Source organism: Noviherbaspirillum sp. (assembly GCF_035254865.1).
Classification (GTDB): Bacteria; Pseudomonadota; Gammaproteobacteria; order Burkholderiales; family Burkholderiaceae_D; genus Noviherbaspirillum.
This window is the reverse complement of record NZ_DATFAF010000043.1, coordinates 22,419-39,006: the sequence shown is the minus strand read 5'-3', so window position 1 is coordinate 39,006 and position 16,588 is coordinate 22,419. Positions and strand designations below refer to the sequence as shown.

Below are 16,588 nucleotides of genomic sequence, written 5' to 3'. Positions count from 1 at the left end.
TCGCCTGACAGGCGTTTATTGATTGGAGTGAACAATAATGATACCGATCCTCTTTGCCATGCCAGGCAATGAAACTTTCGCCTTGCATCTCGACAGGGCGATCTCGTGCGAAGTGGGACAGATGGAGATGCGCCACTTTCCGGATGGCGAATCCTACATCCGCCTGCTGTCGCCGGTGCGTGGGCGCGACGTGATCTTCGTCTGCACGCTCGACCATCCGGACGAGAAGATGATTTCCCTGTACCTGGCGATCAGCATCGCGCGCGAACTCGGCGCGCGCCGCATCGGACTGGTCGCGCCCTATCTTGCGTACATGCGGCAGGATGCGCGTTTCCAAGAGGGCGAGGGCGTGACCTCGGCGCACTTCGCGCGCTTCGTGTCGGACTTCTGCGACTGGCTGGTCACGGTGGACCCGCATCTGCACCGGCATCACAAGCTGAACGAAATCTACAGCATTCCCACCAAGGTGGTTCGGGCCGCACCCGTCATCGGCGACTGGATTGCCGAGCATGTCGAGGAGCCGGTCATCGTCGGCCCGGATGCGGAGAGTGAGCAATGGGCCGCCAGGGTGGCGAAATCGGTGAGTTGCCGCTACACGGTATTGAGCAAGACCCGCAAGGGCGATCGCGATGTAGCCGTCGCGGCTCCCGAAATGTCCGGCTGGAAGGGAGGCACGCCGGTGTTGGTGGACGACATCACGTCCACCGCGCAAACCATGATCGCGGCGGCGAATTGCCTGAAGGCTGCGGGGCTGCCGCCGCCGATGTGCATCACGGTGCATCCGATTTTTGCTGGCAATGCCTATCAGGATTTGCAGAACGCCGGCGTCGAGCGCATCGTCAGCTGCAACACGATCGCGCATCCGTCCAATCAGATCGACCTGAGCGACGCGATTGCGGTGGCGGCCGTCGAATTGATGGCCATTCTGCCAATCAATCTCTGAGTTCTGCCTCGCTGATTGCTGCTGCCCCGATGGGAGTTCAGCCAGGTTGGAATGTTTGATCGGGCAGGACACGCACACGCACACATGAGAGTGGGCAATCTGTAATCGGACAAATATGTCAAGCCATGCGGGCGCGGGATGCATTTCCCGCTCGCTTGAGTTTCTACTCCTCCGCGATATAATGCCGCTTGCATGTATGCAATGAAACGGTCGCCGAAAGCTGGGGCTTGGCGAAAACAAGTGTTCATGCGGATAACGGCGTGAATAACGAGTTCCTCTTGCTTTTTTCGATTTTGATTACTCCTGCATATGACGCGAGTGTTGCCGCGTACAAATTTCCACAGTTCAAAACTCATTCGTTGCCTCGCTGACCTGGCTCTTGTAGACGCCGTCGAGCCCGGGAATGCGTTTGCTGAAAAACTGGGCCTGTGGATTCACTTTGCCGACGCGATCAGCCTGTCTGCCGTGCACAGCGACAGCAGTGCAAATCCGCCAAAAGTGCAGGTCAGCATGCATCATGATCGGCACGTCGCCGCGTGTGCTGAAGCCAGCGCCGAATTGGAGCGGATACAGACCTTCCTGGTGAATTCCGTCATGCGGAGTTTTTCACCCAGGCTGGGCAGGACGCATATCAGTTTGCCCACACCGCTGCTTGAGCTGCCGCTGGATCTCCGGGCGGCTTATGCGCAGTATCGCCGCTTCTATGAATCGCACCAACGCGACATGGAATCGAGCGTGCAGCCGTTGCGGACCAATATCCGGGCATCGCTGGCAAAGGCATCGCCACGGCTCAAGAAACTAGCCGAGCTGGACGCAACGCTGGAGAGAGTGCTGCGCGATCGAGAGAGCAAATTGCTCTCGAAGATACCGGTGCTTCTTAAAAAACATTTCGAGCAACTGTTCAAGGCACATCAGCAGAAGCTTGTTGATGAACAGCAGGCGGACAACCCCGCCAGCTGGACGCAGCCGGGAGCTTGGCTGGCACGCTTTTGCAATGACATGCAAATGCTGCTGCTGGCCGAAGTGGAGCTTCGCTTGCAACCGGCGATGGGACTCATCGAAGCATTCAGACAAGATACACAATGAATAGACATTTATTTACCGTCGCCTTCCTCTTGGGCTTCATCGGAATCGTTTGGGTAGGTGTCGGGTTTATCGACTCCAGCTTCCTGGCGATGTTGATGACCGCCATGATTGGTGCGGTCTACCTGTTTGGCGCAGTCGAACTTCATCGATTTCGTCAGGCTACGTCCTCGTTGGCAACCGCGTTGACGGCGATTCCCGAAAGCCTCGCCGACCTCAATGAGTGGCTGTCCAGCGTGCATGCTTCCTTGCAAAACCCGGTGCGCTTGCGCATCGAGGGCGAACGTGTTGGCTTGCCCGGACCCGCTCTCACGCCGTATCTGGTCGGGCTGCTGGTGATGCTGGGGATGCTCGGTACGTTTCTTGGCATGGTCGTCACGCTCAAGGGAGCGGTTTTCGCACTGGAAAAAACGACCGATCTCGAGGCGATCCGTTCCGCGCTCGCGGTGCCGGTCAAGGGACTGGGGCTGGCGTTCGGCACCTCGGTGGCAGGGGTGGCCGCATCCGCCATGCTGGGCCTGATGTCGGCACTCAGCCGGCGCGAAAGAATGCTGACGGCGCAATTGCTGGATACCAGAATTGCCACGGTTTTGCGCCGCTTTTCACTCACACATCAGCGTCAGGAAACCTTCAAGGCGCTGCAGTTGCAATCGCAGGCCTTGCCTGCGGTGGTCGATCAATTGCAGACGATGATGGCGCAGATGGAAAGCATGAGTCAGCAATTGAACCAGCGCTTGCTCAGCAATCAAGAAGACTTTCACAGCAATGTCAAAGGCGTCTACACCGATCTGGCGGGCGCGGTTGATAAATCTCTGCGCGAAAGCTTGAGCCAAGGCGCGCATGCCGCCGGGGAAAGCATCAAACCTGTGGTCGAGGCCGCCATGAACGGGATCGCGCGTGAAGCGAAGTTGCTGCATGAACGCGTGGCCGATACAGTGCAGATGCAACTCGACGGGCTGTCTGCGCGATTCAGCCAGTCCGCCGCCACCGTGGCCGAAACCTGGACAGGGGCACTGAAGAGCCATGAACAGGCAAGCGCCAGCGTTGTCGCGGGCGTGGACCGTGCACTGGATGCCTTCAACGAAACATTCGAGCAGCGCTCGGGCGCGCTCGTCGCCAAGGTTGGCGAGGCATATGCCAGCCTGCAGACCGATCAGGCCGAGCGCGACAAAGAACGGCAACAGGCGTGGACGCAGTCCCTGGAATCCATGGCAGCGGCGCTCGCTCGCGAATTGCAACAAACGGGCACGCAAACACTTTTACAACAGCAGGAAATCTGCGACACCTTGACCCGGACCGCGCAGGATATCACTGCGCAGGCGCAGACCAGCGCCAGCAATACGCTCGCCGAGATAATGCGCTTGATCACCGGTGCTGAAGAATTGATGCGTTCCCGCATCGCTTCAGAAGCGCAATGGATGGAACAGCATCGCGAACGCATGGATCAACTCGCCAGCCTGCTGCGCTCCGAATTCGGCACGCTCAGAGACGAGGAAACTGCGCGTGGCAACGCAGCGGTCGAACGGCTGGAGCAATGGCAAACCGAGCTGGCAAGTCAGTTGCAGACCGGTGCTCGCAATACGCTCGCCGAAACGACGCGCCTGGTTGCTGCCGCGGAAGAGTTGATGCGCTCTCGCATTGCGTCTGAAGCGCAATGGATCGAGCAGCATCGCGAACGCATGGATCAACTGGCCGGCCTGCTGCGGTCAGAACTCGGCGCGCTCAGGGATGACGAAGCCACGCGTGGCAATGCGGCGGTCGAACGCCTGGGGCAATTGCAGGCGGCGTTGGCAAGTCATCTGACAACGCTTGGCACCGCGCTGGAAGAGCCGATCACGCGACTCATCCATACGGCCTCGGAAGCACCGCGCGCCGCAGCAGAAGTCATTGGACAATTACGCCAGGAAATCTCCAACAGCGTGGCGCGCGACAATGCGCTGCTTGAAGAGCGCAGCCGCATCATGGAGACGCTCAATGCACTGCTCGAGGCGATCAATCACGCTTCACAGGAGCAGCGCAGCGTAATCGATTCCCTGGTCGCTTCGTCCGCGACGACCCTCGACGCCACTGCCAGCGCATTCTCGGGCAATGTTGCCGCGGAAGCCGCCAAACTGACTGACATTGCTGCGCACGTCACCAGCAGTGCGGTCGATGTCTCTAGCCTGTCCGATGCCTTTGGCTTTGCTGTGCAGTCCTTCAATGAAGCCAATGAAAAGCTGATCGCCAACTTGCAGCGCATTGAAGGCGCAATGGACAAGTCGATGTCGAGAAGCGACGAGCAGCTCGCCTATTACGTGGCCCAGGCGCGTGAAATCATCGACCTCAGCATGATGTCGCAAAAAGAAGTGCTCGAAGAGTTGCGCCAGCTACCGGTGAAGCAAGCCGTGTTTGACGAAGAGGCCAGGTAATGGATGACAGTGACGCAGGTGTTGAGCACACCGCGCCGGTCTGGGCTGTTTTTGGCGACTTGATGTCGGGCTTGCTGGGCGCCTTCGTGCTGATATTGGTGGGTGTGGTGGGCGTGCAGATGGAATTGACATCGCACCTGCAAGACGAGGTGAAAAAACGCCAGCTCGAAGAGCAGCGCCGCATGAGCCTGGAAAAAGCCCTGGCGATTCCGCTGGCGACGGGACGCATTACCTTGAACAATGGGCGCATCGGCATCAGCGGCCAGGTGCTGTTCGCGCTCAATTCGGATCGGTTGCAACCGGAAGGCCGGCAACTGTTAAACAGCCTGGTCACGCCGCTGCGCGCTTATCTGACTGCGCGCGGCGAACTGCTGATGGTAAGCGGGTTTACCGACGACAAGCCGATCCGTGGTGGCCCCTTCACTGACAATTGGGAGCTATCGGCGCAGCGCGCATTGACCGTCACCCGCACCTTGATCGAGGAAGGAATGCCGTCTTCCATGGTGTTTGCGGCGGCCTTTGGCTCCGAACAGCCGGTCAAGCCCAATACCGATGACGCCGCGCGTGCGCAAAACCGGCGGGTGGAAATGGCACCCGTGCCGAAAACCTCCAATACCAAAGCACCGCTTCATGAATGAGTCGGATCGCCGGGAAATCGGGGAGGCGCCACCGGATTCCCCACTTGATTTCAACGCCCTGATCGCTTCCCTGCGCACGGCGGGGGCGGGTCGGTTTGACGCCGTGCGCTTGCACTATATTGAAGTGCTGGCCAAACGCGCGAGTGCGCATCAGGGAAGCGTCAAGCGCATGCTCGACGCCAGGCTGGCGCAGACGCTGACAGCGTTCCAGGAGCGCTTTGACCAGGCGCGATGCGAAGCCAGGGCAAGCGTCGCGCGAAGCACATTGGAATATCCGCACGCTGGTAAGGAACTGGAGCGGTTCTTCGTCGCCGGTGATTTCAAAGGATTGCAACAATTGATCGCCAAGCTGAAGGCCGGTGAACAATGCGCAGCTTTGAGAGCATTGGTGCATCAGCTTGAGCAACATTCGCCGGACCATGCCGACGCGCGGCCGGGAGGGAATCCCGGAGCGCGTTCCGAACTGAAGACCATTCGGAATTTTAGAAATACCTGGTCAAAACTGAGCGCTGACAAACAGGTAACACAAGCACTCGAACAGGCTCCTGCGAATGCCGGACCGATCAATTCCCACATGCTGGTGCTGCGCTCGCTGGCCTTGATGCGCGAAATCTCGCCCGATTATCTCAACCGGTTCATGTCCTACACAGAGACCTTGTTATCCCTCGATCAAGGCGAGAAAGACAAGCCGGCCACGCCGAAAAAAACTCCGGCGACGAGGGCGGCAAAAAAATAAACTGTCCTGATGGCCGCACTCCTGTGGCCGCGCTGCAACGGTGCCGCAGACAATTGACATCGCTTTCCATTTTCGCTGCAATAATCAAGGTAGTTAGTCGTTGGAAATCTTCTGCGGATGGAACAGAGTTTGCATAAGCGATAGCATCTGGCCGGCGGTACGCGGCTGCATTATCAAGTTTTCACGTTGGAACTCGATAATGCTTGTAACAGTGCACGGATAACTGTCGTTTTTGCATGCTGCATCTGCGGAAGCCGGCATGCATCAGGAGCTTTCACCATGACGATCACACTCGCCCGCTCTCATACGATCTACAGCATGAAAGCAGTCGAAAGCGCCCAGGAAAGGGCGCGTGCACTGAAATCGCCAGAGCTGGAAGCTTTTTACGACAACATGCTGGAACTGGGTGCGGAACGTTTCGTCACCACCCCTTCCTCCACCGAGGCGCTCGACCCTCTCTATGAAGATTGTCCGAATTTCGGCGAGGTGCTGGACGACCTGGCGCGCTATCTCGGGCTGTCGATCGCCGGCGGCGCCGGTGTCAATGTGATGCCTGTGCTGCTCCTTGGCGATCCCGGCGTCGGCAAGACCCATTTCGGCAAGCGTCTCGCTGCAGTGCTGGGCACCGAATTCGAATTCATCAGCATGAATGCCTTGTCGGCCGGTTTCGTCATCACCGGGAGTTCATCCACCTGGAAAGGCGCCAAGTGCGGCAAGGTGGCCGAACGTCTGGTGCGCGGCAAGTTCGCCAACCCGGTGGTCCTGCTCGACGAGGTGGAAAAGGCTACCGGTTCCACCCAGTCAGACCCGATGTCCGCGCTTTACCAATTGCTGGAGCCCGAGACTTCGCGCGCCTTCCATGATGAATTCATCGATGTCGATCTCGATGCCAGCCAGGTATTCTGGGTGCTGACCGCCAACAGCCTGGACGGCATTCCCCCGGCCTTGCTGAGCCGGATGGCGATTTACGAGATTCCCACACCTACGCCGGATCAGGCCGCCGGCATCGCACGGCGCGTATATGTCGGATTGCTGCGTGAGTTGAAGCTGCAGAATATGGACGAAGACCTTGGCGATAGCGTCCTCGACAAATTATCCGAGGTATCGCCGCGCGAGATGCGCAAGGCACTGCTCGACGGACTCGGCTATGCGGTTGCGGCCGGGCGCGCTTCGCTGGCGCCGGAAGACGTCCGCCTCAAGGCGGATCCATGCAAGCGCAAGATCGGTTTCTGATCCTTGCGGAAGCGGCCTTCATTCCGCTTCCACGCCGCCCGGATTGACCACCAGCCGCCGATAACGCAGCGTCGACTTGGTTTCGACATGTCCTGCCCATTGCTTCACCACGTCGATCGGCTTGTCCTTGGCAAGCTGGCGCATCAGGAAGGAATTGCGCAAGACCTGCGGGCCGAAGCCGCCGCGCGGGTGCAATGTCGTGTCGTTCGCCTTCAGGATGGATTGCACTTTGCGGTACAGGGTCGCCGGCAACATCTTGCCGCCCTTGCCGGAGATGAAAACGATCTGTTCGGAAGCGGCCGGCAGCGTGGCGCGCAGCGCCAGCCATTGGCGCAAGGGTTCGCGCGCGAAGGGCACGATCGGCGCCTTGCGTTCCGGCACCTTGCCGTGAGCGGCCACATTGATATAGGGCGGATCCGCGTCCAGCACGATCTGGTCCATTTCGAGGTTGATCACTTCACTCGCATACAGGCCGGAACCGATGATCAGCACCATCATTGCCTGATCGCGATAGTCGCGCCAGAAGCGCGCCGGTTCGGCCAGCACCATCGCGACGAACTTCTCGTCGTCCTGCGAGGCGAGGGCGACCGGGCTCCGATCGGGCGCGGGGCGAAAATACTTGAACAGCACGGTGCACGGATTGGCACTGCGCCGCACGCCGGCTTCCTGCAGATGCTCGAAAACGGCGGACAGCAGTTTCAGGTATCGACGCTTGGTCGAGTCCTCTGCAGGACTGCCGTCCTTGCCGAGCAAACTGTCGAGGAAATGCGCGAGCTTGTCCGACTGGATAGTACGCACGTCGAGTTCATATCCGCCAAGGTAATCGACGAAGCGGTGCCACATCGCACAGTGCTGCCGGATCGAACGCTCCGAATACAGAAAGCCGTCCGAATGCACCGTATTGCGTTGCCAGTTTTCGAAGGCGGCGCGCGGATTTTTCAGCCAGCTATCCGATGTGTCGATGCGCGGCAGATCGAGCAGGTCCAGTTGTTCCATGAGTACTCCCAAGTGATTTGCCAGGAGTAGGAGTGCTGCGTCGGCGCAGTGGTTCAGCGTGGCCGTGAAATGCCGCCACGCACGATGGGCCGCCGGCGGCAGTAGAATGCAATATACCGGATCCGGTGATTGCCACAGGCGTCCGCGCGCTGCGCGCTTGGTCTGCCAGGAGGCGGGGTGATCTGCTATTCCCGTATATTTCATTTTTCACACGGCAACTGAAGCCTCTTCTCGACAGTAATGATGAACATATCGCGCGTCTTGGCGCTCCTAACGAGAACAAGCCGGCAATTTAACGGATAACCGAGGAATGCAAATGACACCATGGATTCGATCCCTGATCCTGCTTCTTTCAGGTTTGCTGCTTTTCGGCTGCGACAAGCAGGGTCGTCCCATCGAGGAATTCGGATTGGACAAGCTGGAGCGGGGCGTCTCCACCGAAGGCGATGTGCGCAACGTCATGGGCCAGCCAGAAATCGTGCGCGAAGAGGAGAGCGGGGAGCGCACGCTGGAATATCCGAAAGGACCGGAAGGTGTGCGCACCTGGTTTTTCACGATCGGCACGGACGGAAAGTTGCGTGACTACAAGCAGGTTCTTATCGAGGAGAACTTCGCACGCGTCAAGGCCGGCCTAAGCAAGGATGAGGTGCGCCGGATGCTCGGCAAGCCGCGCAGCGTGGTGCAATTCAAGCTGAAGAACGAAGAAGTATGGGACTGGCGCTACCTAGATAGATCAATGCAAACGCCACGCTTCTTCAACGTCCATTTCGACATGACGAGCGGCAAGGTGACAGGGACATCAAGTTCCGATGCAACAAATTATTGAGGGAGCGTCCGGGAGTAAGTTGCACATTTTTGCTGGTCGTCGCGGGCGCGCTGCGGTGTTGCCCACCGCTAGCAGTGCTCGCACTGCGGCGCGCCGGGCGCCTAGCATCGCATCCCGCCACGACCGCCAAAATGCACAACTTACCCCCGGACGCTCCCTCATTTGATAATAATCTTCAACCTTGACGAAACTGAAACAGCTTCCAGGAGTCCTATTTCGAGCGACCGCGCAGATTTTCGCGGCAACGTGAATCGTCGCGAACCATTCTGTGCGGCAAGCGGTTCCATTCGACTCGTTAAAGGAGGCAACAATGAGGAAAACATCTCTGGCGATTTTCGTTTCATTGATGGCAATGGCTGGCGCATCGTTTGCGCAAGCAACATCGGAAATCCGCGAAAGCACGGATCCGGACAAGGCAGCAGAAGTCGAACGGCACGCAGCCGAGTTACAGTCACGTCAACAGTCGTCCGAACAGATGACCTCGGGCGACAGCGGGACGTCGAAGAAGGCAAGCAAGCGCATGCACGCGAAGAAGAAGACATCCAAGTCGCACAAGGCGAAGTCGGGTGACGCCAGCGGATCGAGCGGCAGCGGCACGTCGGGATCGAGCAGCGGCGATTCTCAAAAGAGCCCCGGATCGGATAGCACCAACAAGTAATCGGTCAGCAACAGGAGGCGGGCGCCTGCGCCCACCTTTCCTGAATTCAGTGCCGGGTGGCGACAACTTCATCGGTGCAGACCGCGCTGATCCAGCGGAAGATTTCCGGCCAAATCTGCCTGTGCGCGTTATCCCCGACCAGGGCGCCGACGTGCGCCAGCGCAACTCCCTTATCTCCGTGATAAGGCAGCAGTCGCTTGTTGCTGCTTGCTGTGGCCGCTTGAAACAGCGTGATGGACGCGGGCGGGATGATGAGGCTGCGCGGATCGTAGACCGCGAGAAACGGCGCGACGATATCTGCGGGGCCGAGGCGTCGCCCGTTGACGACAAGCGAGCCGCGCATGAAGCGGTCCTCGCGATACAGCAGTTCCACCACTTCCTCGAACAAGCGGCCTGACATGGGTGCTTCGTCAAGCGTCCAGCGCTGGACCTGCAGATGCCGCCTGATCAGTTCGTCCGACTGCAGGCTTGCGACGAAATCGGCATAGCGCTCGGCCAGGAAAGTGGCCGGCGATGCCGCCACGCTGGCCATGCTCAGCACCGAACCGGGAACATTGTCGAATACCTCGACGAGCCTGTGCGCGGGCGGGCCGAATACTGCCAATGGCGCGAAGGAGCCGTTCGCCTCGGCGAAATGCAAGGGCGACTCGATCAACGCCATGCCGCTGACGCGCTCCGTCCGGAGTGCCGCATAGCTTGCCGCGAGAACGCCGCCAAGCGAGTGGCTCAGCAGAAAAATCCTTCCGTGCGGCGTGGCCGACAGAATCACGTTCACGCACTCATCGATCAATCGATAGCCGTAATCGGCGAGGCCGAATTCTGCCCGTGCAGCCTCAGGCGTGGTCCATTCAATCAAGTAGACCTGCATGCCGGCGGCCAGCGCGCGCTGGACCACGCTGCATTCGGGCGCCATGTCCCAGATGTAATGACGCTTGATCGGTGCGGGAATGATCAGCGCAATTTGCTGGCTCGATGCCGCGCCGCCATAGAAGCGAAGACGCATGCCCGGCCGCGTGAGTCTGGTCTGGTAAGGACTTTCGATTGGGCCGTATCCCATCTGATCCATTGTTGCGCCGCGTATCCGGCGAGTACGGTCCATGGATTGGAACCACCAGCAGACAGCGGACGACGGGATATGCATGCGGCTTGCCTCCGGGAAGTTGGTTCAAGACGGGACGAGGTTTCTTTCTTTGTCACAAATCGCGGTTGATCGTTCAATCCTGCGATTTGAAAGCTAATCAAACGTGATGTTGTAGAAGATCGACAGCGCGCTGCGTGTGCCGCCTTCGGCTTCCAGCGAAAGCCGCGGCGACAGCACGTAACGCAGCTGGACAACGCTCTCGGCGGTTTGCAGCCCCTGTTGATAGGCCAGATGGAGCCGCGACGAAAGCTGTTTTCCCACGGTAATGATGCGTTGTTGCAAATTATCCTGGCTGGTACCGAGGCTGAGGGTGTCGAGCCCGAATGCGCTGGCGATGCCGGACTGCACGCCGGCCGCGGCGCTCTCGGATAGCAGCGTACTGGCCGCGCTTTGCAGGGCGCCGACATCGTTCTCGCCGGCCGAGGCAAGGCCGCGCCCCAGCACCAGCCAGGAGAGTTTTTCCGCATCCGGCACGGTCGGTTCGGACACGAGCGTCACGCGCGGGGCAAGCGCGGTGCCGCGCACCGAGATGCCGGCCTCGACTTCCTGCCCGCGCCGCATGGCAAGGATGTCGAGCGAGGGATTGTTGATCGCGCCGTTGAAACGCAACAGTCCTTGCTCGATCGCCAGTTCGCGGCCGTAGGCCGTATAGGTTCCCTTGATGATGCTGAGGGTTCCCTGCGCGTGCAGTCTTTCACCCGGAGCGCTGAGGAGGCGGATTTTTCCGCCCAGCGATCCATTCAGGCCTCGACCTTTGAGCACGATACCGCCGTCGGAGGTGAGTGCGACGTCAATTTCCGCCACCATCTTCGAGGCGGATTTGTCGGTGCGACCGACAATCACCACGTCATCCGACAACCGGGGTTTGTCGGCGCGGCCGAGATCGAAGAAACCGCGCTCGATGTCGAGCGCGCCCGTGACCTTGAGATGCCGCTCGCGCAGCGCGACCTGGCTGTCGCCGTTCACAACCACCCGACGGTCGATGCGGTTGAGCAGGGCAAAGTGTTCCGCATGCAAAGTCAGTTGCGCGGCAACGTCTCCGCCGCTGAAGCTGATGGGGCCGGACGCCGAAACCCGTCCCTCCGCGCCCTGGAAGGAGGCCTCCTGCAGCAGAAGCTGATTTCCCTGAAACTCGCCATGCAAACTGCCCCCGCGCAAATCGATGCCGAGATCCGCAAACGCCAGTCGCAACGCATCGCCGTCGACCCGGCCCGAAAGCCTCGGATCGCCGAAGGTCCCGGCGGCGCTGATCTCGGCCTGCAATCGACCGTCGGCGGCCAGCGTCGGCGAAACCAGCGGCAGGATGGCCCCGAGGGCCGGTAGGACAATGTGCGCACTTCCGGAAATCGGGGCATTCTGCGCGATCGCGATCTTGCTGTCTGCCGTGCCGATGCCGCTCCTCGCATCCACGTCGATGCGCCCGAGCTGGCGGCCTTCCGCGCGTAACTGCAGCTGCAGATGGCCGTTGGCCGCATTGGCCTCTGCCGTCAGGGTTTGCAGTCCGAGCGTGACCGGCGCGTTGCCCAGCACCGTGACATCGCCGCTATCCCGGCGCAATCTAATACTGCCGGACAAGGCGTCCGTGATCCGGACATCCCACTCGCCACCCATCTGCAAATCGGTGTTCACCGGGGGCGAGGGATGAACATGTTGCAGTATTTCCGCCAGTCGCAAACGCTCGATGCGGCCCCGCGTGGCGATACCGCCGGCATCACGCGCAAACTGATCGACGGCGATCCGGCCGCTGTCGGCGTCCAGCACGAAACGATCGAGCTGCACACGTTGTACCGACAGCAGCAAGGTGGCCGGCGAGGCAAGATGCGCGGCGAATCGACCTGTCGCATCGAAGGTATTGATACTGCCTTGCCATCGCGCATCGCTGGCGATCTTGTCGAGACCACCCTCGGCTTTCAGCGACCAGGACTGGCCATCCTCGTCCACCGCAGCATTGAGTGTGTGACGCCCTGTCGTTCCCTGTGCGGACGTGTTGAATCGCTGCACGCGAATCTGCCCGGCCGCGATGCCATCGGCCTGCATGGTCACGTTCAGCGGCGCATCGGCTTGCGGCGCGAAGCGAACTTGTGTCGTCATCGCTGCCACTCCGTCACTGCCGTAGTGAAGGCCACTTGCGGAAACGTCGGCCACCGCTGCATCGAGAATGAACGGGCGGCTGCGGTCGAGGCGTACATCGGCCTTGCCCTGCATCGTGTCGATCTGCAGCGCACCGGGCGCGCGCACCTTGCTGGCATTCCACTCGGCTTCGATGCGCGGCCGCACAAGGCTTCCGCGCGCGACGCCGCTAGCCTGGAGAATGCCATCAAAGCCCGGCCCGAGTTGCGCCAATTGCGGCGCGTTCAGCACGAAGGTGAGTTTCGACTCTTGCGTGCCGGCTTGCGCCAGCTGTCCCTCCACCTGCAAGCGATTGACACCGCTTTGCAGCAAGAATCTAGGCACCAGCAGACGGTCGGCGCGCAGTTGTGCCTCGCCGTCGCCGCTAAGCGCCTGACCCGCGAGTCGGCTGTCCGTGATCTTGAAGGAAAGATCGGCTTCGAGCTGCGGTACGCGCACGCCGCTCAGGGAAAAGCTGCTGTTCAATTCCAGCGCGGGCGCATCGGGAAAGGTGCCGAGTTCCTGCAGACGGAAATCCGTGATCGTTCCCTGTGCCTTGAAGCCTTGCCGCCCGCTGAATGTCACACTTCCGGAGGCATCGATCCGTCCATGACCGGCTTGCAGTTGCGCCTTGTCGAACGACAGTTCGGCATCCGCCAGGACGGCATGGGCGTCGAGGGTGATGCGGCGTTCTTTCAATGGCTCGCTCAATGCGACGGTCATTTCCTGCCTCCCGGATGCATGGCGAATATTGACGCTGCCGGCGAGACGGGTGGAACGAACACGCCGGTCGATGCGCTTGAGGTCGAGCGCATCAGTACGCAAGGCCAGTGTCAGCGCGCCGCCGACATAACGCCCGTCGCCGTTGATCGTGCCGGCAGGCGATTTGTCCGATCCGAGCCGCGCCGTGATGTCGCTGAACTCGAATTGACCGGCGTCTTGTCGGAACGAGACGGCCAATGCCGACAGCGGCAGCTTGTGCTCGTCATAGGTGTCGGCAGCGTTGTTGTTCAGCTTCAAATTGCCGGCACCGTTTTCTGCTGAAGTGAGCGCGATGTCGAGCGCGGTCTGTGGCAGTCGGGCGTCGAATCCGGACAGGTCGAGCGCATGGGTGTCGAGCTGCGCCGCGCCAAGGACTTGCGGCGAAAATGGCCGCAGTGTGGCCTGGCCCTTGATCGGCGCCTGGTTGACGGTCAGGTCGAGCTTGGCGACGAGTTCCGCCAAGGAACCATTCAGTGCAATTCCTCCTGTCACACCGAGACGTTGCTCCTTGAACAGGGCATTGCTGCTGCTCGCGAGCCGGGCGTCCAACGGGTAGGGCTTCTCCGCGGACAAGCGCATTGTGCCGTTGAAGCTGGTTGTGACCGAACGTTGGTCCGATGTCGAGCCCGCCGCGAATTGGCGCAAGTCCAGCCGGTACTCCGCGCCGTCGAAGACAAGCTTGAATGCGATCGGCCCGAAGCGCGCCAGGTTGACGGGGCCGCGGTTGAATTCTCCGCTTCGGATCTGCACATCGTCTGCCTCCATGGCGAAGGGCAGGGCGATGCGTTGCGGCAGCTTCGGCGGCTCTTGCTTGGCGTCGATCTTGCCGGTGATCGCGAGTTGCGCGACGTGCAGCGTATCGATCTGCAGCTTCCGCTTCAGCAGTGCAGATGGGCGCCAATCGAAAGTGATATCCGACAGACTCACGCGATTGCCGGCACTGTCCACGATCACGCGCTCGATGCGCAAAGGGCCGATCAGGCGGCCGTGAATGCCGCTGGTTTGCGGGAGGCCGCTCGCCAGCGAATCCGCCAGGACGAATGCCGTACGCGCACCGCTTTCCGTCGCCACCAGCCACGCGACGCTGGCAATCAACAGCCCGGCAATGCCGAGCAGAAGCAACAGAGTCGTGCGCAGCCAGCGGAATTTGCGCTCAGAAGCCATAGCCGACCGAAAAATGAAGACGGGTCTCGCCGGTCGCCTGGCCATGCGCGAGGTCGATGCTGACCGGGCCGATCGGACTGCTCCAGCGCGCGCCGATGCCGCTGCCGCGCTTGAAGCGGAAATCCTTCCAGGAGTCGGCCGCGTTGCCTGCGTCGGTAAACACGGCGGCGCCCCATTTCGGCGTCACTTGATAGATCAGTTCGCCGCTGACCACCGCGCTGACGGTGCCGCCGACTATCGCGCCATCCTGCGCGACGCCCAGCTCGTTATAGCCATAGCCGCGCACGCTTTGATCGCCGCCGGTGCGGAACAGCAAATCGGACGGAACGGTCAGCCGGCTGCCGCCGAAGACTTGTCCGACCTGGCCGCGAAAGACGGCACGCCAGCGCCGCACGATAGGCCGGACATAGACGCCGCGCCCGACGACGCGGCCGATGTTGACCTCGTTGATGAGTCCGCTCGGACCTGCCCCGAGTTCGACCGAGGCGAGATAGCCGCGTCGCGGCATGAGCGGATTGTCCAGGCGGCGCTTGGTGTAGATGAAGGATCCGATCAAGGCCTGGCGGTTGTTGCGGTAGGTGGGGCCGATACGCTGCCGGTCGCCGAAGAATGCGATGGACCAAGCTTTTTCATCGAAGCGGTTGGGGCTGGTCAGGCGGGCGCCGGCGCGCAGCTTGTCGTCGATTTCGCCGGCACTTTCGGTGCGCTCGAAATGCGCGCTGACGCTGGGCTGCCAGCCGATGGAAATCGGCGGAAGAAAGACATCCCCGCCGATGACCCGTGTCTCGCGATCGATAAGCAACTGGGATTCCAGGCGCCAGTCGCGCAGCAGGAAATTGCGGTCCAGCCAGCGGATCTGCGCGCGTGCGCCGGTATCGGTGGAAAAGCCGAGGCCGAGGCCGAGACGCTTGCGCGGATTTTCCGACAAATCAAGGCGAACCGGTACCTGCTGCGGATGCGCGGTGTCCGCGTCGATGGTGGCAAACACCGAGCGGAAATAACCGGTGTCCTGCACGCGCGCTTGCAGCTCGTTCAGTTTTTCCTGCGAATAGGGCTCGCCGGGATGAATCGGATTGATGCTGTCGATCATGGCGCGCGAATAGCGGCTCAGTCCCTGGATATCCAGCTCGCCGAAGGTGAAGGCCGGGCCGGAGTCGATTTCCACGGTGAGCGCCGCGCTGTTGCTCGCGGGATCGATGCGTGCTTCGCTATGGGCAATGGTCGCGGCCGGAAAATCCTTGTTCAACAAACCCTTCAGCAATTCGCTCTTCGCTTCGTTCCAGTCCGCCTGGCGGAATACTTGGTTTTTGTCGAGCCGCCAGCGACGGCGCAGTCGGTTCATTCGTTGCTGGTCGGCATGCGGCCCTTCCGCGATGGCGCCCTTGAAGCGGATATCGACGCTCGCAATATGCGTCGGCGGTCCCGGTTCAACATCGAAGCGAACCAGCCACGGGGACGCATTGCGGTCGAATTCGGAACGTATGCGCGGCGAAAAATAACCTTCCGTCGCCAGCAGTTCGCGGATCTGATCGGGAGTGCTGTTGACCAGTCGCTGCACTTCCGTGGCCGACAGATTGGTATCCTCCTTGCGCATGTTGATGTCGAGATGCTTGCTCAAGAGAGGAGTCAAGTCGCCGGCGCCGTTGATCTCCAGTGAATAGCCTTGCTCGACTTGCGCGCAAGCAAGAAGCGGGGACAGCATCAGCAGCAATATCCAGGCAAAGATGCCACTACGCAGCACAATATCCCTTCATGTTTATTTGTTCGGACGCGGGCTCGGCAAGCATGGCGAATGCAGTCGCGGATCGGTATGATGACGGGTTTGGTAAACTCGCCGCACGAAGATATTCATCTCGTCATTATTGGCAAAACCGCAAGAAATTTGTATTAG

The 16,588-nt window shown here is 60.5% G+C and carries 12 protein-coding genes; 8 read left to right on the top strand and 4 right to left on the bottom strand.

What is annotated here, in order from left to right; all coding sequences use genetic code 11:
- Positions 1-37: 37 nt before the first annotated feature.
- The 6 genes from VJ651_RS11330 (at position 38) to VJ651_RS11305 (ending at position 7,041) form a co-directional block, all read left to right on the top strand.
- The gene (locus VJ651_RS11330) at positions 38-943 is read left to right on the top strand and encodes a ribose-phosphate pyrophosphokinase (protein WP_324107561.1); all 906 of its coding nucleotides are present in this window, start codon (positions 38-40) and stop codon (positions 941-943) included.
- Between the two features lie 321 nt (positions 944-1,264).
- Complete coding sequence (locus VJ651_RS11325; protein WP_324107560.1) at positions 1,265-2,029, top strand: DUF3348 domain-containing protein; 765 nt, start codon at positions 1,265-1,267, stop codon at positions 2,027-2,029.
- Positions 2,026-4,434 carry a DUF802 domain-containing protein gene (locus VJ651_RS11320; protein WP_324107559.1) on the top strand — a complete coding sequence of 803 codons (2,409 nt, stop codon included), beginning with the start codon at positions 2,026-2,028 and terminating at the stop codon, positions 4,432-4,434. The genes VJ651_RS11325 and VJ651_RS11320 overlap by 4 nt, the downstream gene beginning before the upstream one ends.
- A complete protein-coding gene (locus VJ651_RS11315) occupies positions 4,434-5,072 on the top strand; it encodes an OmpA family protein (RefSeq protein WP_324107558.1) in 639 nt (212 codons plus the stop codon). The genes VJ651_RS11320 and VJ651_RS11315 overlap by 1 nt, the downstream gene beginning before the upstream one ends.
- Entirely contained in the window at positions 5,065-5,808 is a 744-nt protein-coding gene (locus VJ651_RS11310; RefSeq protein ID WP_324107557.1) for a DUF2894 domain-containing protein, read from the top strand. The genes VJ651_RS11315 and VJ651_RS11310 overlap by 8 nt, the downstream gene beginning before the upstream one ends.
- A gap of 279 nt (positions 5,809-6,087) precedes the next feature.
- Positions 6,088-7,041 (top strand): AAA family ATPase, encoded by a 954-nt coding sequence (locus tag VJ651_RS11305; protein WP_324107556.1) that lies wholly within the window; start codon positions 6,088-6,090, stop codon positions 7,039-7,041.
- An 18-nt stretch (positions 7,042-7,059) separates the two neighbouring features.
- Here the strand turns inward: VJ651_RS11305 and VJ651_RS11300 are convergent, their stop codons facing one another.
- Positions 7,060-8,037, bottom strand: a complete 978-nt coding sequence (locus tag VJ651_RS11300) for a site-specific integrase (protein ID WP_324107555.1) — start codon at positions 8,035-8,037, stop codon at positions 7,060-7,062.
- Between the two features lie 316 nt (positions 8,038-8,353).
- On the opposite strand from VJ651_RS11300, the gene VJ651_RS11295 reads away from it, so the two are divergent.
- Together VJ651_RS11295 and VJ651_RS11290 are read left to right on the top strand one after the other, a co-directional pair.
- Entirely contained in the window at positions 8,354-8,863 is a 510-nt protein-coding gene (locus VJ651_RS11295; protein ID WP_414691337.1) for a hypothetical protein, read from the top strand.
- Positions 8,864-9,173: 310 nt separating this feature from the next.
- The gene (locus VJ651_RS11290) at positions 9,174-9,521 is read left to right on the top strand and encodes a hypothetical protein (protein ID WP_324107553.1); all 348 of its coding nucleotides are present in this window, start codon (positions 9,174-9,176) and stop codon (positions 9,519-9,521) included.
- Between the two features lie 46 nt (positions 9,522-9,567).
- On the opposite strand, the gene VJ651_RS11285 is transcribed toward VJ651_RS11290, so the two are convergent.
- The 3 genes from VJ651_RS11285 to VJ651_RS11275 form a co-directional block, all read right to left on the bottom strand.
- Entirely contained in the window at positions 9,568-10,620 is a 1,053-nt protein-coding gene (locus tag VJ651_RS11285) for an alpha/beta fold hydrolase (RefSeq protein ID WP_324107552.1), read from the bottom strand.
- 135 nt (positions 10,621-10,755) lie between these two features.
- Positions 10,756-14,697: a translocation/assembly module TamB domain-containing protein gene (locus VJ651_RS11280; protein ID WP_324107551.1), complete on the bottom strand. Its 3,942-nt coding sequence runs from the start codon at positions 14,695-14,697 to the stop codon at positions 10,756-10,758.
- On the bottom strand, positions 14,687-16,399 hold the full coding sequence (locus tag VJ651_RS11275; protein ID WP_324107550.1) for an autotransporter assembly complex family protein: 1,713 nt from the start codon (positions 16,397-16,399) through the stop codon (positions 14,687-14,689). Before VJ651_RS11275 ends, VJ651_RS11280 begins: the two co-directional genes overlap by 11 nt.
- Between the last annotated feature and the right edge of the window lie 189 nt (positions 16,400-16,588).